Consider the following 19,940-nt stretch of genomic DNA (forward strand, 5'->3'; position numbering starts at 1 on the left):
TGATACAATAATCCTTTTATGATTATTCTCAAAATGTGATATACTAAAACTAAATAGAAGATTTACATATTGAGGAGGTTAAAAAATGGAAGATATGAGTTTCCTAGATGATGTAGGTAGTATGTGCAGGATTGATATGGACAGTATATTGGAATATGATATATCATCCTTTATACTTAAAGCTATTTTTGATTGCTGTTATGATGGCCTCATAATCACGGATGAAAACCTTTTAATAAAAAAAGTAAATATAACAACTGTTAAAATACTGGGAGTAAAAGAAGAAACTTTATATTTAACTTATTTAAATGAAATATTAAAGGATGAAATATTAAAAACTGTAGTACTTACTGGAGAAAATAAATGGTCTCAGGATTGCAGTTTTTATATAGATGGAAAAAGGATAAGATGTGTTGTAAATTTGGTGCCTGTGAAATTGAGAGGACGAATTATAGGATTGGTACTGGCTATTAGAGATACTAAAAACCTACATAAGATGGTAAATAATTTAGTGGGTTATAAGGCTTCATTTACTTTTGATGATGTTATTACAAAAAATGAAAGGGAGAAAACTGTTATAAAGTTAGCTAAAAGAGCAGCTAAGACAAATTGTAATATACTCATAGAAGGTGAAAGCGGCACAGGAAAAGAAGTATTTGCCCAATCTATTCATAATTACAGCAGCAGAAGTAAGGGGCCTTTTGTAGCTGTAAACTGTGCTGCAATACCTAGAGAATTAGTAGAAAGTGAACTTTTTGGATATGAAAAAGGTGCCTTTACAGGTGCATCAAAAGGAGGAAATCCAGGAAAATTTGAATTAGCAGATGGAGGTACAATATTTTTAGATGAAATAGGAGAACTCCCACTTGATATTCAGTCAAAACTTTTGAGGGTATTAGATAACCTTAAGATAGTTAGAGTTGGAGGAAACTATGAAAAATCTATTGATGTAAGAGTAATTGCGGCAACAAATAGAGTACTTAAAGATGAGGTTGAAAACAAAAATTTTAGGGGAGACCTTTATTATAGACTTAATGTCATGAATATCCATCTTATTCCTCTAAGAGATAGAAAGGAAGATATAGAACTTTTAGCTCAGCATTTTGTGAGTCAACTTAACATTAAGAATCCATGTGATCCCAAATATATAGACCCTTCCTACATAGAAAAGTTGAGAAGATATAATTTTGAGGGAAATACAAGAGAACTTAGAAATGTAGTAGAAAGATCCTATTATCTTTGTGAGGATACAATGATAACTTCAAAGTATCTTATTGGTAAGGGTGGAAAAGCTGAAGTGCCAATAAGTAATGAATCATCAAAAGAGGTTTTACCTTTGGAAGTAGTAGAAGAACAGTGTATACGAAATGCACTTCAATATTGTAAGGGAAATGTCATGAAGGCGTCTGAATTATTACAAATAGGCAAGGCAACTATATATAGAAAAATAACTAAGTATGGCATAGATTTGAATTTATACAATGATAAATCTCAAAATTGATTTAAGTTTAAAATTGCAGTATAGTTATAATACTAATAAATATAATAAAAAAATGAAAATTACTATGCAGGTAATTAAAAGTAAGAAAATGTGAAAAAATATTCTAATTATATAGTACTAGTGATTAGAAGAATTGTAAATAGAGGGGAATATGTATGTTTTTAGGCAAAGTTGTTGGAAAGGTTGTTTCTACTCAAAAAAGTGAAAAGCTTATAGGAAACAAATTATTAATAGTAAAAAAAATAGATGAAAAAGAAAATTTAATTGGTGATCATTTTGTTGCTGTAGATACTGTAGGTGCAGGTGCTAATGATACTGTAATTGTGGTTACAGGAAGTGGATCAAGAAATTCTAGTGATTATCAAAATAATACACCAATAGATGCGTCTATTGTAGGTATTGTGGATTCTATTGAATGGGATGAACGTTAATTGATAAATGTAATTAAAAATTAAGAGTTAAGAATTAATAGTTAATGAAAGTTTACAGCAAATATCTAAAGCTATGGAAGGACTAGCATCTTCTGCTGCTACGGTTTCAGAAAATCAACAATCTTTAAGTAAGGAAATTGAAAGTATAAAGGAACTGTCGTCTAAAATATATGAAATTATAGGTTCTATAAAGAGTATTGCAGATCAGACAAAAATGCTTGGATTAAATGCAGCAGCAGCTATCTAGCAAATTAATTCTGGGTTACAGGAAGTGTTATCTATGACTACTGAGATGAAAGAACTAGCCCATGATTTAAAATAAGTACATATTTAAAATTTGATATATCGATTTTAAAATTCAATAATATTTTGCAGTTATAGGGTTATTATAAAACTATATTTATATATCACATATAAATATAGTTTTTACTTAGTTAATTAGAAGTATAAATACGGTATATGCGAAAAATAATCAGTATTTTCAATAGTCAATAATTAGTAATATACTAAAATCGTATTAAATTGAAGGATTAATGAATAATATAGATAAATAATTTATTTTTTAGCTTTAAATTGACTAATTTGATTTAAAATGAGCTTTAAATATTCAAAAGAAGGTTATGATAAAAGTTAATTATAATATATAATCATTCCATACTAAACTTAAAAGAAAATTTACTTTTAGAGGAGCAAAAAAATGGGATCTAAATTAGAGAAACTTTTAATAGGAAAAAGTTTAAAAACTGAAGAATTAAAAAGTGAAAAATTAAATGTATTTTGGGGACTACCTATATTATCTAGTGACGCTATTTCATCAGTGGCTTATGCGGGAGAGGAAATACTTTGGGTGTTAATACCTGTACTTGGAATAATGTCATATAAATATATGTTTTATGCTACGTTATGTATTGTACTTCTAATGTTCTTAGTTACTATGTCTTATAGACAAACTATAGATGCCTATCCAGGCGGCGGTGGATCATATATTGTAGCCAAAGATAACCTGGGTACTACCCCAGGACTTATAGCAGGTGCATCACTTACTATAGGATATATACTTACCGTTGCAGTTAGTGCTTGTGCAGGAACGGCAGCAGTAACATCTGCAATTCCATCGCTTTTTCCATATAAAGTTCAAATAACTTTATTATTAATACTATTTATGACTATAGGAAATCTTAGAGGAATTAGAGAATCTTCTAAAATGTTTGGTGTACCTACATATTTGTTTATTATATCCATACTAGTTATGATTGCATGGGGAATATGTAAGGTTAAAATTTTTGGATATACTCCAGTAGTTGCTTATAAAGTACCTCAGGTTACAGGGGATATAACTCTCTTCTTATTTTTAAGGGCTTTTTCTTCAGGATGCACAGCTTTAACGGGTATTGAAGCAGTAAGTAATGGAATACCTAACTTCAAAGAGCCGTGTCAAAAAAATGCTAAGAAAGTATTAGGACTTCTTTCTTTTACTGTATTTATAGTATTTTTAGGTTTATCTTACCTGGCAACATTGTATCATTCAGTTCCTAATTCTAATGTAACCGTAGTAGCCCAGATAGCAGCTCAGGTATTTGGAAATAATGTTATGTTCTATATAATTCAGGCGACTACTGCAGTCATACTTATTATGGCAAGTAATACAGCCTTCGCAGGACTTCCGATGCTTTTAGCATATATAGCTAAGGATGGTTTTGCACCAAGACAGTTTGCCAAAAGGGGAAAAAGACTTGGATATTCTAATGGAATTATAACTTTAGGAATTATATCTTGTTTATTAGTAGTATTATTTAATGGCGAAACTCACTATTTAATGCCTCTTTATGCTGTGGGAGTTTTTATATCTTTTACATTATCACAGTTTGGGATGCTTGTAAGATGGGTAAGAATAAAGAAACAAGGGTGGGTTCACAGAGCTTTTATAAATGGTGTAGGTGCTTCTGTAACCTTATTTACGGCTGTTTTACTTGGAATAACAAAATTTACAAGTGGAGCTTGGATAGTTTTTATACTTATACCAACTATAGTATATTTCATGGTAATTATAAAAAAACATTATACTAAAGTAGCAGAACAGTTAAGACTATCTATTGATGAAAAACCTAAGGAGATAAACTTTGCAGAACAGAAGAGATACGTAATAGTGCCTATAGACACTTTGAATAAATCTTTTTTGAAAGCTTTAAATTATGCAAGAACAATTTCTAAAAATATAATAGTTTTTCACGTTTCTGTAGACGATGAGGCTACAAATAAGCTTTTGAAAAAATGGCATGAATATGATGTGGACATACCTATAATAGTAAAAAAATCACCGTACAGAAGTATTGTGGGTCCTCTTGTTAAATTCATAGAATCTGAAGAGTACTCGGCAGGATCTAAAGATACAGTTACTGTAGTCCTTCCACAATTTGTAGTTACAAAATGGTGGGGAAACATACTTCATAATCAAACGGCACTATTTATTAAAACCATGCTTTTGAGAAGAAGAAATATAGCTATAGTTACAGTACCATATATAATATTTGAAGATTAAAGAAAATATATAGAGTTTCTAAACGAAAAATAAACTTGTGCTCCGAATATTTTTACAATCACAAGTACGTTAAATATTTTGATAAGTCTAAGTAGAAAATTTGCAAAAACCTAAGGACTTTTGAAAACTCGTACCTCAGACAATTCAAAAGCCCAAAGTTTTTTTACAAATTTTTTACTAAGACTTATATACAAAATATTTAAATGTACTTGCTTATTGTAAAATATTTCTACGCACAAGTTTATTTTTTAGTTAAAACTTTATATCTGATTTTGTAATGTTTGCGCGTAAATGATTACTTATATTTAATAAAAAAGTTTTTAAGTGTGATTTCTATTTTGTTAGTATATTTATGTATAAGTTAAAATTTCAATTAGAATCACTCATATAAATATGGATAGACCAATGTTACAGATTAATACATTACATAGGTATAAGTTAGAAAATTTAATTAAAGATTTTTTTAGTGTAACGAAAAAAATCCACATTAACTATTAATTTTTCATTCTTAACTATTAACTAAAAAAATATAATTTATGTGTAAAGGATTACTTGAATTTTGAGATAAAATTTTTTATAAAAACTGTTGAATATTTATTTTTATTATGATATTATAATTCATATACTTCAACAACACACACGTGTATTTGACTGACGGACAAGGCGGGGTTTTATGAATAATAGATTTCTTATAATTGACACTAAAATACTTCCTGATGTGTTTGACAAAGTTGTAAAGGTAAAAGAACTTTTGAGAACTGGTTGTGTAAAAGATATATCAGAAGGCGTAAAGAAAGTAGGTATAAGTAGAAGCAGTTATTATAAATACAAAGATTCAGTGTTTACATTATCCGAAGGTGTAACAAGTCACAAGGTAACTATTGGACTTATACTAGCTCATAAGACGGGGTCACTATCAAATATACTTGATAAAATAGCGCAAAGAAGTGGCAACATATTGACTTTAAATCAGGATATACCCATAAATAATGCTGCTGCTGTATCTATAACTTTTGATGCTTCTAAATTGGAAGTAGAAATTAATGAACTTGTTGAAGAGATAGGTAAGTTAGATAGTGTCATAAGTGTAAGTTTGGTAGCAGTGGAATAAATGAAGTTCATTTTAAATTATGTGTAAAAACAATGAAAAGGAAAAGTAAATAATGCATTGCTTTTAGAGAAGGGGATTCATAGGCTGCAATATTCCCTAAGTTAATATTATTGAAAACCACCTTTGAGTTGTATACTGAAATTTAACAGTAGGTATTTCCGCAGGTCTGCGTTATGGATATTGAGAGACAGTAATGGCTTTTAAGTAATGGATAAATATCCTAGGCTGTATTGGGTTTAGTTATTTTAGCGATAACTAAAAATTGACACTGTTAATTGGGTGGAAACGCGATAAAACTCGTCCCAGTGGGGAAGGGTTTTTTTTAGCATTAGAAGGTAACTTAATACTTAAGTAAATTTATCTGAGTCTAGGAGTAGCTTGATAAGATTAAATAATTAGGGGGAAGTAAAATGGCAAATATAGCAATGCTTGGATATGGAGTAGTAGGAAGCGGAGTAGCTGAACTTATATCTAGAAATAGATATAAATTTAAAGATGAACTAGATGAGGAACTAGTAATATCAAAAATTTTAGTTAGAAATGTAGATAAACACTTAAACAATAAAAATAGGGGGCTTTTAACAGAAAATATAGAGGATATATTCAATGAAAAGGTGGATATCATAGTGGAAGCTATGGGGGGGCTAAATCCATCTTATGAATATATAAAAAGAGCTTTAAATATGAAAAAGCATGTAGTTACAGCTAATAAGGATTTGATGGCAGAAAGAGGATATGAACTTTTGCAATTAGCTAAAAAAAATGGAGTTACAATTCATTTTGAGGCAAGTGTTGGAGGGGGAATACCTATACTGAAATCAATGAATGAATGTCTTGTGGGTAATGAAATAAAGAGTATAAGATCTATACTAAATGGTACTACAAATTTTATATTGTCAAAAATGAGCCATAACGGCATGAGTTATGAAGAAGCTTTAAAACTTGCCCAGGAACTAGGTTTTGCAGAAGCAAATCCAGAATCAGATGTTAAAGGATATGATGCAGCTAGAAAACTTTCAATTTTATCTACTATTGCATATAACAGAAGAGTGGAGTGGAAAGATATAAATATAGAGGGGATTACACAAATTGATAGCGATGATTTCAGATATGCCAAAATGAAAAAGTGCAGTATAAAACTTCTTGGAATTAGCAAAATATCTGAAGATGATATATATGCAGCGGTTATGCCAGTTATGGTAAAACAAGATTCTATGCTCGGAAAAATTGAGAATGAATACAATGCTATTTTAGTAGAAGGAGATGCAGTAGGAGACGTGATGTTTTCAGGAAAAGGAGCAGGGATGTTTCCTACAGCTAGTGCAGTTTTTTCAGATATAGCAGATATAGTTGAAAATAAAAGAGAAAAAACTATTACTTTTAGTAGTGAAAAGGCTAGCATAAATAAAAGTTGGAATTTAAAAAGCAAGTGGCTTTTAAGAATTAAAACAAAAAATAGAGTAGAAATTATAGAAAGTATATCTTCAAGTTTTAAAAGCTGTTATATTTTATCTAATAGTGTTTCTGGAAATAAAGAAGAAGTTGTAGCTTTTGTAAATGCAGATAACGAAGATTTAATAGACGATTATATTAAAAAAGTAAAAAGTGAAAAGCGCGCACAGTCTGTAAAGAAGTTATTGGTTTTGGATAAATGATAAGAATATAGTTTTAGCAAAAATCTTTACAAAATTGGAGGAATATTAGATATGACTAAAGTGAAGGTTAGGGTACCGGCTACTACAGCAAATATGGGGCCGGGATTTGATACTTTAGGTATGGCACTTAAATTATATAATGAAATTGAAGTTGAAGAAATAAATGGGAAAAGTGAAATATATAATGGTGGATTAAGGTCAGAAGAGGATTTCAGGGAAAATCTTATATACAAGAGTATAGTAAGTGCTATGGATGAACAAGGATATTCTTATAATGGATTTAAAATAAATGTGCTTAAATGTGATATACCTATGTCAAGGGGGCTTGGAAGTAGTTCTGCATGTATAGTCGGTGGTATAACAGCGGCAAATGCAATTATGGAAAATAAAATGGATATGGAAGATATAATTGATTTGGCTACAAAAATAGAAGGACATCCTGATAATGTTGTGCCTGCAGCACTTGGAGGAATGGTAATATCTATAAAAGTGGGTGAGGATATAAAACATTCAAAGGTAAATGTGCCAGATAGATTAAAATTTGTTGCTATGATACCATCATTTAAAGTTAGCACAGCTCTTTCTAGGGAAGTTTTACCTAAATCTTATTTAAAAGAGGACTGTATATTTAACACTTCTAGGTCTGCTATGCTTATAAGTGCTCTTTATAACAATGAATTTGACAAACTTAGAATATGTTTTGAAGATAAAATCCATCAACCTTATAGAAAAAGTTTAATAAGAAATTTTGATGATGTTTTTAAGAAATCAAAAGACTTAGGCTCTATAGGAGAATTTATAAGTGGTTCAGGATCTACACTTATGGCAGTAGTAGACAAAAATGCAGAGAAATTTGTAAGTTCCATGAAAAATTTCTTAAATGAACTAGAAGATACTTGGAAAGTTATTTTACTTGATCCAGATTTGCAGGGAGCTAGAGTTTTAAATTAGTCTACTAATGGTAATGTAGTTAATTTAAGAATTCAGTGTTGCTTTTATGCCAATTGATTTAATAAATAAAGGAATTTTTAAATTTGTGTAGAATTTTAAAAGTATAATCCTTTAATAGTTAAATCAAATTAAATGTACAAAAGAGGTGAAGCAATGCTGGATGTTGAAATAGAATATAAAGATATAAAAATCTCTAATGTGCAAGAAAAAGATTTAGTGGCTATACAAAAATTGATGAATAAAAAGGATTTTCTAGAGGGAGAAACAAATTTAGAAGATCTAAGAGAGAGATTTTTGGAGAGTTATATAAGTCAGTGCGAATTTTTTTTAAAAATAGAAAAGGGCAGTATTTTAATAGGAATATTAAAGGGGAGAATTGAGTTTAAAAGTGAAAATGAACTCTGGATATGGTATTTTTATCTATCTGAAATATATAAAAATACAAGCTTAGGGGGCATTTTAATAAAAGAAATAATAGAGTACTTTTCTAGGGAATATGATGTGACTGAATTTTTTGCGAGAACAATTAAAAATGAAATTGAAAATATGAATATATGGAAAAGTGCTGGGTATAAAACTATTAGAATAGTAAAGAACTTCTATGACATAGATGGAAAGCAAATGGACATGATAATTATGAAAAAAATCCAATAATTAACAGTAATAATTTTTTTATCCCTTAATATTAATATATAGAAATAGTATAAAATTAGGGGTGAAAAAATGAAGTACACGCGATATGATTTAAAAAGAGAGAAAAGTACTAAGCCTTTTGTGTTTTTTACATGCATAATACTTGCAGCTGCATTTATATTGGGAACTTTTATATTTAAAGTGGTATTTAAAACATCAGGAAATTTAAATGACAATGCGGCCAATACTGTATCTGAAAATAAAGTCAAAAATACTTCTAATAAGAGCAGCTCAGCTGTGGATGGTAAATCTACTAAATTTATAGCCGTACAAGGTGGAATTTACAAAGATAAAAATAACGCAGCAGAGGAAAAAAGTTTGCTAACTAAATATGGATTACCTTTTTCCATACAGGATTCAGATAAGACAAGGGTATTTTTAGGTGTGTTTCAAGAGGATGTTGGAGAGAAAATGATGAAATCTCTTACAAACCAAAAAGTAGACAATTCAAAAATGGCATTTACGATAAAGAGGTATGATTTGTGTAATGCTGAAATAGCTGAAATAGTAAATGCAAACTTAGAGATACTAAATAAACTTTCAGAACAGGATGTAAAATCCATACAAACAGATGAATTGAAAAAATGGTGTTCTTCTTTAAAGAGTGAAAAAACGGAAAGTGGTAATAATAAATTAGTTTTAAAAGATTTAACGGAATATGTAAGTAAACTTCCTAAAGAAATAACGAAGGATAAAGTTGAAGAAAATTATATTTATATATTTAATATATTGAAGAAAATCAAATCAAATTAATTTTATATTATTAAGGTAATAAGTCATAATATAAGGGCAAGTACGGGGATATTTACACCAATACTTGTCATTTTTATGTTTAATTAAAAAATTTTTTTGAACAATAATATATCTACTTGTTTATGCTTTTATTAAATGATAAACTATATAAGATATAATATTAAGGTAGGGGATTTTTGTGAGAGGGGCTGAAAAAGGTAAGAGCTTTTTATGGTTTCTTATAATTTTAGGAGCTATATGTGGAAGCCTTGTAGGAGATGCTATTGGAAATAATTTTAGTTTTTTAAACTTTTTTAAAAATTCTTATTCTGTGGGAATGACTGAACCAGTTATATTAAATCTTAAAGTTGTAGTGTTGACTTTAGGAATAAAGTTTAGTATAAACATTATGACTATAATTGGTATAATTGTGGCTATAATACTATATAGAAGATATTAGGAAGTGATGACATGAAGATTGTATTGGCTTCGGCTTCCAGTAGGCGAAAGGAACTTTTAAAGAGATTGACAGGAAATTTTGAAGTTATGGTAAGTGATTTTGATGAAAATTCTGTTAAATTTAATGGAAATTGTGGTTCTTATGTTATGGAGCTAGCTAAAGGTAAAGCTAAAAATGTGTCTTCAAAGTTGAAAGACAGTAGTTCTATAATAATAGGATGTGATACAATAGTATCTTTTAAAGAAAAGATACTTGGAAAACCAGGTAGTATAGAGGAAGGTTTTCATATGCTGAAGTCCTTAAGCGGAAATGAGCATAAGGTATATTCAGGTATAGCAATTATAGATAAATCTTCAAATAAAATAATTAAGGACTTTGTGTGTACTCGTGTAATATTTTCTAAAATAGACGATAAACGCATAAAGGAGTATTTAAAAACAGGAGAATATAAAGATAAAGCAGGTGCCTATGGCATTCAAGGTCGTGGAGGAATTTTTGTAAGAGAAATCCATGGATGTTATTATAATGTAGTAGGATTACCTTTAAATAAGTTGTATAATATGTTAAGTGAGATGGGGTTAAATCTATAATAAGGAGTTTTTAAATGAATGAATTAGTAAAAATTATGGATTTACCACAAAATGAAAGACCTAGGGAGAGGTTATTCAGATATGGTCCAGAAGTTCTTTCTAATTCAGAACTTTTGGCAATAATACTTGGTTCAGGTACAAAAAAAGAAAATATAATATCTTTAAGCAGCAGGATTATAAAAGACAATGGAGGACTAAATGGAATTTTTAATTCTAATTTAGAAGATCTTATGAATATTAGGGGCATTGGAAAGGCAAAATCTGCTAAAATATTTGCTGTGGTGGAATTGGCAAAGAGATTCAAATCCTATAGGGATGGTGATGATTATAAGATATGCAATCCAGGAGATGCAGCGATGCTTGTCATGGAAGAAATGAAGGGATTGAAGCAGGAATATTTTAAAGTTATTATGTTGAATACAAAAAATATAGTTATAGGCATTAGAGATGTATTTATAGGAAGTTTAAATTCTGCACTTGTACATCCAAGAGAAGTATTTTACTATGCTATAAAGAAAAATAGTGCATCTATAATTGTGTGCCATAACCATCCTTCAGGAGATCCATCACCTAGTAATGAGGATATAAATATAACACATAGATTAAAAGAATGCGGTGAACTTTTAGGCATACAGCTATTAGATCATCTTATAATAGGAAACGAAATATATGTTAGTTTAAAACAAAAAGGAATTTTGGAATATTGAAAGGAGTAATATAAATGGGATTTTTTGGAATGTCAAGAGACATGGGAATTGATTTAGGAACAGCTAATACACTCATATATGTTAAAGGAAAGGGAATAGTACTTAGAGAGCCTTCTGTAGTTGCTATAAACAATGATGTAAAGAAGGTAATGGCAATAGGTAATGAAGCAAAAGAAATGATAGGAAGAACTCCTGGTAATATTGTGGCTATAAGACCACTAAAAGATGGTGTTATTGCTGATTTTGATGTTACTCATACTATGCTTAGAAAATTTATAGAAAAAGTAAGCCCTAAGTCAGCATTTACTAGTCCTAGGATATTTGTATGTTTTCCATCTGGAGTTACTGAAGTTGAAAAAAGGGCAATAGAAGAGGCAACAAAACATGCAGGCGCAAGGGACGTGCTTTTAATGGAAGAACCTATGGCAGCTGCTATTGGTGCAGGACTTCCAGTAAATGAACCAACAGGAAGTATGATTGTAGATATAGGCGGAGGTACTACAGAAGTAGCTATAATATCACTTGGAGGAATTGTTACAAGTAAATCTTTAAGAATTGCTGGTGATGAGTTAGACCAGGCTATAATAGGTTACATAAAGAAAGAATACAATTTAATGATAGGTGAAAGAACTGCGGAAAATGTAAAAATTGAATTAGGTTCAGCTTTTGATATAGGTGAAGAAAATTCCATGGAGATAAGAGGAAGAGACTTAATATCAGGGTTACCTAAGGTTATAAATATAACAGAAGGTGAAATAAGAGAAGCTCTTAAGGAACCTGTAGTAGCAATAATTGATGCTATAAAAACTACCCTTGAAAAGACACCACCAGAACTTGCATCAGATATAATGGACAAAGGAATTATGCTTGCAGGTGGAGGAGCGATGCTTAGAGGATTGGATCAGTTGATAAATCAAGAAACACATATGCCTGTTCATATAGCTGAATCACCTCTTGATTGTGTTGCACTAGGCGCTGGAAAAGCCCTTGATACTATTGATAAAATAGTAGCTAGTAGAAAATAGTGATGTATTATGAGATTTTTGAGAAATAAACTCGTTTTAGCTATAATAGTACTTTCAATTATTTTTTTAGCTTTGATTTCTTTTAGTATCAAGGGTAATAGCAATTCAATTGTAAGAAATGGCATAGGTGTTACTTTTAATTCTTTTCAAGGAGGATTATATAAGGTCAACAATAGTATAAAAAATTCTCTGAGTTTTATAATAAACTTTTCTAGGGTAAAAAGTGAAAATGAAGAATTGAAGAAGGAAAATAGTTCGTTAAAAAATAAATTAGTAGAATATAATTCACTTAAAAATGATAATTCTCAGCTAAGAAAAGAGCTGAATTTTAAAAGCCAAAAATCGGAATATGATTATATAGGCTGTGATGTAATAGGTAGAAGTAGTGATGGAATCTTAAATGAATTTGCAATAAATAGAGGCAGTAAGGACGGTATAAAAAAGCAGATGGTTGCGGTTACTGCAGATGGTTTGGTAGGACAGGTTGTCCATGTGGAAAGTAATTGGTCCATAGTACAGTCTCTGGCTAATGAAAATTTAGCAGTAGGTGGAACTATTGAAGGTGCTGAATCAGATGCAAATGATGTGACAAATAGTGGTATGGTAAAAGGATACAGTGATGGTAATAATCAATTTTTAGCAAAGTTATATTATCTTCCACAGGACTCTACTATAAAAAAGGGAGATGTTATTTTAACATCAGGAATTAATAATTCATACCCTAGAGGAATAAGAATTGGAACTGTAATAAGTGTAGAGGATGATAAGGGAAAAGTAATGAAAAATGCTTTGATAAAACCTTATGTGAATTTTGATAAGCTTCAGGAACTACTTATTGTAGTGCCTCAAGACAAAATGGATATAAAATACTAGGGTGGATGTAAAATGAAAAAATTATTAGTATTAGTTTTACTATCAGTTCTGCTATTTATTTTGGATAATGCACTGATGCCTTTTTTTGCGGTAAAGAGTTTTTATCCAGGGTTACTTATAATATTTGTAATTTGCTATTCCATTGTAAATGGAACGTGGGAAGGTATGTGGCTTGGAGTATTTGCAGGTTTACTTCAGGATATATACTTTTCATATGGTTTTGGAATAAACTCGTTTACAAATATGATAGTATGTGTAATTGCAGGTATTGTAGGAAATAGTATATTTAGAAAAAGAAGACTTATTCCTGTTATTTCTTGTTTTTTACTTGTTTTGTTTAAGGGATTGTTAATAATGGGTATTTTATACTTATGTGGAGTGTATGTGAATATAAAAAATGTATTTTTCACAGGAATTTATGATATGATTTTGTGTATCTTTATGTATAAGCCAATATATAATCTTTGCAATAAAGATTATATGGAAGCTAAGTGGAAATTTTAAAGGTGGAGATGATATTTTTTGAAAGAGAAGAAGCATTCTAATATTACAAGATATACTGTACTAGCAGTTATTATGGTAGCTATTTTTGCAACTATTACTGGAAGACTTCTCTTTCTTCAAGTAGTAAAGGGGCAAGAGTATAAAGAGCAGTCCAATAATAAATCTTTGACAGAAATACAGGAAGCGGCTCCAAGAGGAAAAATTTTGGACAAGAATGGGAATGTTTTAGCTAAGAGCATTCAAAGTTATGTGCTTATATATAATCAAACAGATGAAAATGATAAGACTTTTTTCCCTACTATGAGTAAAGTATTTAAGATACTAGATGAAAGTGGGGAAAGTCAGAAGGATGATTTTGAACTTAAGATAAATCCTTATAGGTTTGAATTTAGAAGTGATGATGAAGAAACTAGAAAGGATCTTGAAATTAAGTTTAAAAGAGATAGAGGATTAAACGATGAAATAGAAAAGAAAATTAAAAGAAAAAATAAAAATATATCTGAAAATGATTTGAAGAGTTTAGTAAATAAAGAATTACTGAAAATAACTCCAGAGGATACTTTCAAAAAACTTATTGCCAAGTACAAAATAAGTAGTGCATATTCTTTGGAAGATCAGAGAAGATATATGATTATTAAGGATACTTTAAAAATGCAGAGTTATTCTGGGTATAAACCTGTAACAGTTGCAAGTAATATAAAGAAGGATACTGCCTTTAAATTTTTACAAATGTCAAATGAACTCCCAGGAATAGATGTGGATACCCAGCCTATAAGATATTATCCTAATAAGGAGCTAGGGTCTAGTTTTATAGGATACATATCTAAAATATCTTCTGACTATGATAAATACAAGGAAAAAGGTTACGATGTAAGTAGTGATTATGTAGGTCAGGCAGGCATAGAAGGTGCACTTGAAGATAGATTGAAAGGGTCAAAGGGAGGAAAAATAGTAAAGCTGAATAAAAATGGAAAAATAGTTCAAGAATTGGGCAAAAAAGACTCTTACCCAGGTGAAACAGTTCAGTTAACAGTGGATTCCAAGGTTCAAAAAGCAGCAGAAGATTCATTGGATGCTACTATGGCAAAGCTAAGAGCTAATCCTTATGGTCAGAATAGATCTGATACTACCAATGCAACTAGAGGGGCAGCAGTAGCAATTGATGTGAATACGGGAGCAATAATTGCAATGGCAAGCAGGCCTGGTTATGATCCAAATATGTTCGCACAACCTGGTATGATATCTCAAGATTTATATAGGCAATATTTCAGCCCAGATTTAGGAGTTCTTGGAAAGGAATATATAGAGAAGAGAAATATAACTTCAAATTTTCCAGGGGAGACAGAGGATCAAGTGCTAAACACGTTATTCCCACTTGATACAAGTATAAAAAATAACACTACTATAAGACAAGATGTTTATGACATATTTCCAAAACCGTTTTATAATTATGCTACTCAGTCTTTAATACCTCCGGGTTCTACATTCAAACCAATGACTGCTATTGCAGGCCTTGAAAGTGGAGTAATAAATCCAGGCTTTTGTGTAGATGATGAAGGACAGTTTGATCAGGGTGGTAAGATTGTAAAGTTTATATTGGATGGTAGAAATGGAGTAGTGGATTTAGCTGCTGCCATACAGAAATCCAGTAACCCTTATTTTATGACTGTAGGCAAGCGCATCCGCGAGGCTCTTGGAGACGATGGACTTGCTAAATATGCATGGAAGTTTGGACTTGGCGTTTCCGTAAATAGTGATGTAAAAGCATTCACCGGCATAGAAATTCCAGAAAAATTTGGGCAAGTATATAATACAGTATCAAATAAAAATACTTATGCCAGCACTTATTTATGGCAAACTATGGCTGACCTTAAAGACGGTCAGGATGATAAAGGTCATAAGCTAGTTTCAATTAATCTATATGATAATAGCAGTGATTCAAGCAAGGTAAAGCAAATTAAGAATGATATCAAAACTTTGATAAAGAATTCTGTAAAAAATGGAAAGAGTGCTTTTGATAAAGAAAAATACAAAGAATTATTTTCTGAACTTGTAAAGGAAGATCCTAATAACAAAAAGGATATAAGTGATGAGAAAATGAATGATTTGATTGATGTCATATATAGCATAACTGTTTCAGATGCAAATGCTCAGTTAAAGGTACCGGCTAATATAGAAAATGCTGCTATAGGACAGGGACTTAACCAATTTACTCCTGTTCAGATGGCAAATTATATTGCTACCCTGGTGAATGGTGGAACTAGATATAAAGTACATTTGGTAGATAAATATTTAAATCCTAATGGAGGAGTTATTGAGCAGGTTAAACCAGAAGTTATACAGAAAACTGGAATTAAGCCTGAAACTATAGCTGCTATTAAAGCAGGAATGGGTGCAGTTAATGAGAAAGGTGGTACAGGGTCACAAGTATTTGGCGGATTCCCAATAAGTACAGGAGGAAAGACAGGTACTGCAAGTTTGGGAAATCAAGATCAAATAGGAAGAACTGACTATTCTGAATATGTTGCATTTGCACCTCTTGATAAACCAGAAATAGCTGTATATGCAGTCATATTTGATGGTGGTCAAGGAGCAAGTGGTGCAGCTTATGTAGCAAGAGATATTCTTTCAGCATATTTTACTGAAACAGGCCGTATAACTACTAGTACGTCTACTGGTACGTCTACTAGTACAAGTACTCAACAAAACAGTAATTAAAATAAAGGGGCTGTTGTACTAAGAATAAATACTACAATATACTGGTTTATTATTAATCTTTAAAACAATATGTTGTATGTAAATTTCTTAATGCGGCAGTCCCTTATATGATAATAATTTTAATTAGAATTTAGCTTAAATAAGAATTTCCAGAACAAGTATTATATTAAAAAATAAAGTTGGAAATTAAGAAGGATTTACGTAAAGGGTGTTGAAATAGTATATGAGGTGACTTATGGAGGCTAATTATGAGGAATAATAATATAGTAATTAAGGGTAATAGAGATGGAATAAATATAATTATAAATAATAATGGCTTTAAAGATTTTGACGAAATGCTTGAAAGCTTAATCAAAAGGCTTTCAACTGGAAAGATGTTTTATAAGGGATGCACTCTGAAAATAACAACAGAATTAAAAAGTGTAAATGAAAAGCAATTTAATAAACTTAAAAATATATTGTTTGAAAAATTTCTCATAAAGGATTGTATATTTGAGGACAGCAGTGAAAAGCCAAGCAAAGTATTTTCAGGAATTTACGAAGGAAGAACTAAATTTTTACATAGAACGGTTAGAAGTGGTCAAATAGTAAATTATTCGGGAAATATAGTTGTAATTGGAGATGTAAATGCAGGTTCTGAAATATATGCAGGGGGTAACATAATAGTTTTTGGATCACTTCATGGATATGCCCATGCTGGATTTGGGGGAAATTCAAAAGCTATAGTTGCTTCAATTTGTTTGCAGCCGGAAATGCTTCAAATTGCAGACATAGTTACCAGGTCACCAGAGGATAATATTAAACCCCAGTATCCAGAAGTAGCTAAGGTTAGGGAAAATATAATAATAGTAGAACCCTATTTGCCAAATAAGTTTATTTGATATCTCATAGTTAGTAAGAACTTCAGCTTTATTTTATCTGATGGCTGCCTAGTGTAATACTCCTACTAAGCAAAATTTATTAATGCTGAAGTCCTTTGTTAGTAATTTTAAAGATATATAATTGGTATAAATTGTACTGAATAATATTCTGGATTATTCTTGTTATGTCTAGTATAATATTCTATAGATGGTTTTATTGCTTAGATGATTATCGTTAATTGTATACGTTCATATATTAAGAGAGATTTATTTAATAAATTTATTTGATGGAGGTAGTATAGATGGGAGAAGCAATTGTAGTAACATCAGGCAAAGGGGGAGTTGGGAAAACTACTACTACGGCAAATATAGGTACTGCATTAGCTGCTTTGGATAAAAGTGTAGTAGTAGTGGATGGAGATACAGGACTTAGAAATTTAGATGTTCTTATGGGACTTGAAAATAGAATTGTATTTACTATACTTGATGTAGTAGAAGACAAGTGTAGGTTAAAACAAGCTCTTATAAAGGATAAAAGATTACCAAACTTGTATCTTTTGCCTACAGCACAAACAAGAGATAAAGATGATATAAGTACCCAAGATATGCTGAATTTAATTGAAGAATTGAAAAATGAATACGACTATGTAATTATAGATTGTCCTGCAGGAATTGAGCATGGATTTGAAAATGCAATAGTAGGAGCAGATAGAGCATTAGTTGTAGTAAATCCTGAAGTTACTTCAGTTAGGGATTCTGATAGAGTCATTGGGAAGTTAGATGCTAAGGGAATTGAAAAACATCAACTTATAGTAAACAGAATTAATTATGAAATGACTAAAAGTGGAGATATGCTGGATGTAAGTGATATATTAGACAGTTTGGCTATAGAACTTATAGGAGTAGTGCCGGATGACAGAAATATAACTATTTCTACAAATAAGGGAGAACCTATAGTATTAACTAGTAGTTCATTATCAGGACAAGCATTTAGAAATATAGCTAAGAGAATAACAGGAGAAAAAGTGCCTCTTATGGATCTGAATACTAGCCATGAAGGATTTTTTTCATCAATAAAGAAAATATTTGGTATTAAATAAGGGGGTAGTAGGGGAATGGACTTGTTTAAGATGTTCTCTAAGCAATCTTCCAAAGATGTAGCTAAAGAAAGATTGAGATTAATACTGATACACGACAGATGTGATATGTCAAAGGAAGTATTAGACAATATAAAGGACGATATACTTAAAGTACTTTCAAAATATATGGAGATAGATCGTTCTGAAATAGATGTAAAAATGACAAATTCAGAGGAATTAACGGGAAATTCAGCAGCACTTGTGGCCAGTATACCTATAAAAAAAGTTAAGTATAATAAGTAGGCTATGTATAAATTATGCATAGCTTTTTTATATTCCTGTGTTATAATCATTATAGTTGCATTGGAGGGATGTATAAAATGCTTGAAAAATTTGTCATAAACAGAAAGCTTTTAAGGGAATTTGATTTTCCTATATTAATTACTGCTATAATTATATGTATCTTTGGAAGTTTAAATATTTATAGTGCTTCTCATATGAGTGATGGAACTCATTTTTTAAAATCACAGCTTATGTATATGGCTATAGGGCTTGTACTAACTTATTTTATACTTCTAGTAGATTATTCTGTGATAAAAGGTTATGTTGGTATAATATATTGGTTCTGTGTGTTTTTACTTATAATAAATTGTATACCGGCATTTCAGTCTACAGTTAATGGAGCTTCATCATGGATTAAGCTTGGTCCTGTTAGCATGCAGCCTTCTGAATTTGCAAAAATAGGTATTATATTAATGATTGCAAAAAAGCTGGAGGATATGGAAGGAGACATAAATAACGTAAAAAATTTTATGAAGCTTATGATTTATCCACTTATTCCTATGGCTCTAATTGTAAAACAACCTGACATGGGAATGACAATGGTGTGTTTTTTTGCAGTCCTTGGAATAGTCTTTGTTGCAAAATTGGATTTAAGAGTACTAATAGGAGGACTTTTAGCATTAACTGTTTTAATAGTGATAGCTTTGAATACACCTCTTATAGAAGAATATCAAAAAATGAGGATTATATCTTTATTTAGTCCTGAAAAATATCAAATGTCTTATTCTCTTCAAGTTACCCAATCACAAATAGGGATTGGGTCAGGTGGAATTTGGGGAAAAGGATTCTTAAAGGGAACCCAGATATCAGGAGGATATGTACCGGAAGCACATACAGATTTTATATTTTCTGTAGTTGGAGAAGAATGGGGACTTATTGGTGCTTTAGCTTTGATACTGTTTTATGTTATTCTGCTTTATAGATTCATAAAAATATCAAGGGAAGCTAAAGATATTTTTGGGTCTATAGTATGTGTAGGAATAGCATCGATGATGTTATTTTCAATTTTTCAAAATGTAGGTATGACTATAGGATTACTTCCTATAACAGGTATAACATTGCCTTTTATGAGTTATGGTGGAAGTTCGCTGCTTGCAGCATTTATAGAAATAGCTTTAATTTTAAATATAGGTATGAGAAGGAAAAAAATTAACTTTTAGGGGGAATTT

20 protein-coding genes and 1 other annotated feature are annotated in these 19,940 nt (G+C 30.6%); all 20 genes read left to right on the forward strand.

Annotation, left to right across the window (positions count from 1 at the left end):
• Positions 1 to 121: 121 nt before the first annotated feature.
• The 20 genes from DMR38_RS03395 (at position 122) to rodA (ending at position 19,931) form a co-directional block, all read left to right on the forward strand.
• Positions 122 to 1,501 carry a sigma 54-interacting transcriptional regulator gene (locus DMR38_RS03395; RefSeq protein WP_243124565.1) on the forward strand — a complete coding sequence of 460 codons (1,380 nt, stop codon included), beginning with the start codon at positions 122 to 124 and terminating at the stop codon, positions 1,499 to 1,501.
• A gap of 155 nt (positions 1,502 to 1,656) precedes the next feature.
• Positions 1,657 to 1,932 (forward strand): EutN/CcmL family microcompartment protein, encoded by a 276-nt coding sequence (locus DMR38_RS03400; protein WP_127719995.1) that lies wholly within the window; start codon positions 1,657 to 1,659, stop codon positions 1,930 to 1,932.
• A 73-nt stretch (positions 1,933 to 2,005) separates the two neighbouring features.
• Entirely contained in the window at positions 2,006 to 2,179 is a 174-nt protein-coding gene (locus tag DMR38_RS21675) for a hypothetical protein (RefSeq protein WP_175412912.1), read from the forward strand.
• 450 nt (positions 2,180 to 2,629) lie between these two features.
• Positions 2,630 to 4,471 carry an APC family permease gene (locus DMR38_RS03405; RefSeq protein ID WP_127719996.1) on the forward strand — a complete coding sequence of 614 codons (1,842 nt, stop codon included), beginning with the start codon at positions 2,630 to 2,632 and terminating at the stop codon, positions 4,469 to 4,471.
• A gap of 673 nt (positions 4,472 to 5,144) precedes the next feature.
• A complete protein-coding gene (locus DMR38_RS03410) occupies positions 5,145 to 5,582 on the forward strand; it encodes an ACT domain-containing protein (RefSeq protein ID WP_127719997.1) in 438 nt (145 codons plus the stop codon).
• A gap of 23 nt (positions 5,583 to 5,605) precedes the next feature.
• Positions 5,606 to 5,890: a binding site (T-box leader), on the forward strand.
• Positions 5,891 to 5,992: 102 nt separating this feature from the next.
• A complete protein-coding gene (locus tag DMR38_RS03415) occupies positions 5,993 to 7,237 on the forward strand; it encodes a homoserine dehydrogenase (protein ID WP_127719998.1) in 1,245 nt (414 codons plus the stop codon).
• A 51-nt stretch (positions 7,238 to 7,288) separates the two neighbouring features.
• Entirely contained in the window at positions 7,289 to 8,188 is a 900-nt protein-coding gene (thrB, locus tag DMR38_RS03420; protein ID WP_127719999.1) for a homoserine kinase, read from the forward strand.
• A 132-nt stretch (positions 8,189 to 8,320) separates the two neighbouring features.
• Positions 8,321 to 8,842, forward strand: a complete 522-nt coding sequence (locus tag DMR38_RS03425) for a GNAT family N-acetyltransferase (protein ID WP_243124430.1) — start codon at positions 8,321 to 8,323, stop codon at positions 8,840 to 8,842.
• Between the two features lie 69 nt (positions 8,843 to 8,911).
• Positions 8,912 to 9,634 carry a hypothetical protein gene (locus DMR38_RS03430; RefSeq protein ID WP_127720000.1) on the forward strand — a complete coding sequence of 241 codons (723 nt, stop codon included), beginning with the start codon at positions 8,912 to 8,914 and terminating at the stop codon, positions 9,632 to 9,634.
• 178 nt (positions 9,635 to 9,812) lie between these two features.
• Complete coding sequence (locus DMR38_RS03435) at positions 9,813 to 10,073, forward strand: DUF4321 domain-containing protein (protein ID WP_127720001.1); 261 nt, start codon at positions 9,813 to 9,815, stop codon at positions 10,071 to 10,073.
• An 11-nt stretch (positions 10,074 to 10,084) separates the two neighbouring features.
• Positions 10,085 to 10,663, forward strand: coding sequence for a Maf-like protein (locus tag DMR38_RS03440; protein WP_127720002.1), 579 nt, complete (start codon positions 10,085 to 10,087; stop codon positions 10,661 to 10,663).
• A gap of 14 nt (positions 10,664 to 10,677) precedes the next feature.
• A complete protein-coding gene (gene radC, locus DMR38_RS03445; protein ID WP_127720003.1) occupies positions 10,678 to 11,370 on the forward strand; it encodes a DNA repair protein RadC in 693 nt (230 codons plus the stop codon).
• A gap of 14 nt (positions 11,371 to 11,384) precedes the next feature.
• Positions 11,385 to 12,395 carry a rod shape-determining protein gene (locus DMR38_RS03450; protein ID WP_127720004.1) on the forward strand — a complete coding sequence of 337 codons (1,011 nt, stop codon included), beginning with the start codon at positions 11,385 to 11,387 and terminating at the stop codon, positions 12,393 to 12,395.
• 9 nt (positions 12,396 to 12,404) lie between these two features.
• Positions 12,405 to 13,268 (forward strand): rod shape-determining protein MreC, encoded by an 864-nt coding sequence (gene mreC / locus DMR38_RS03455; protein ID WP_127720005.1) that lies wholly within the window; start codon positions 12,405 to 12,407, stop codon positions 13,266 to 13,268.
• 12 nt (positions 13,269 to 13,280) lie between these two features.
• On the forward strand, positions 13,281 to 13,772 hold the full coding sequence (gene mreD / locus DMR38_RS03460; RefSeq protein WP_127720006.1) for a rod shape-determining protein MreD: 492 nt from the start codon (positions 13,281 to 13,283) through the stop codon (positions 13,770 to 13,772).
• An 18-nt stretch (positions 13,773 to 13,790) separates the two neighbouring features.
• A complete protein-coding gene (locus DMR38_RS03465) occupies positions 13,791 to 16,490 on the forward strand; it encodes a penicillin-binding transpeptidase domain-containing protein (RefSeq protein ID WP_127720007.1) in 2,700 nt (899 codons plus the stop codon).
• 248 nt (positions 16,491 to 16,738) lie between these two features.
• Positions 16,739 to 17,371 (forward strand): septum site-determining protein MinC, encoded by a 633-nt coding sequence (gene minC / locus DMR38_RS03470; protein WP_127720008.1) that lies wholly within the window; start codon positions 16,739 to 16,741, stop codon positions 17,369 to 17,371.
• A gap of 281 nt (positions 17,372 to 17,652) precedes the next feature.
• Entirely contained in the window at positions 17,653 to 18,450 is a 798-nt protein-coding gene (minD, locus tag DMR38_RS03475; protein WP_127720009.1) for a septum site-determining protein MinD, read from the forward strand.
• A 15-nt stretch (positions 18,451 to 18,465) separates the two neighbouring features.
• Positions 18,466 to 18,732, forward strand: coding sequence for a cell division topological specificity factor MinE (gene minE / locus DMR38_RS03480; protein ID WP_063556563.1), 267 nt, complete (start codon positions 18,466 to 18,468; stop codon positions 18,730 to 18,732).
• Between the two features lie 77 nt (positions 18,733 to 18,809).
• Positions 18,810 to 19,931 (forward strand): rod shape-determining protein RodA, encoded by a 1,122-nt coding sequence (gene rodA, locus DMR38_RS03485; protein WP_127720010.1) that lies wholly within the window; start codon positions 18,810 to 18,812, stop codon positions 19,929 to 19,931.
• Positions 19,932 to 19,940: the final 9 nt, after the last annotated feature.

Origin of the sequence: Clostridium sp. AWRP (assembly GCF_004006395.2) — a bacterium.
GTDB lineage: Bacteria > Bacillota > Clostridia > Clostridiales > Clostridiaceae > Clostridium_B.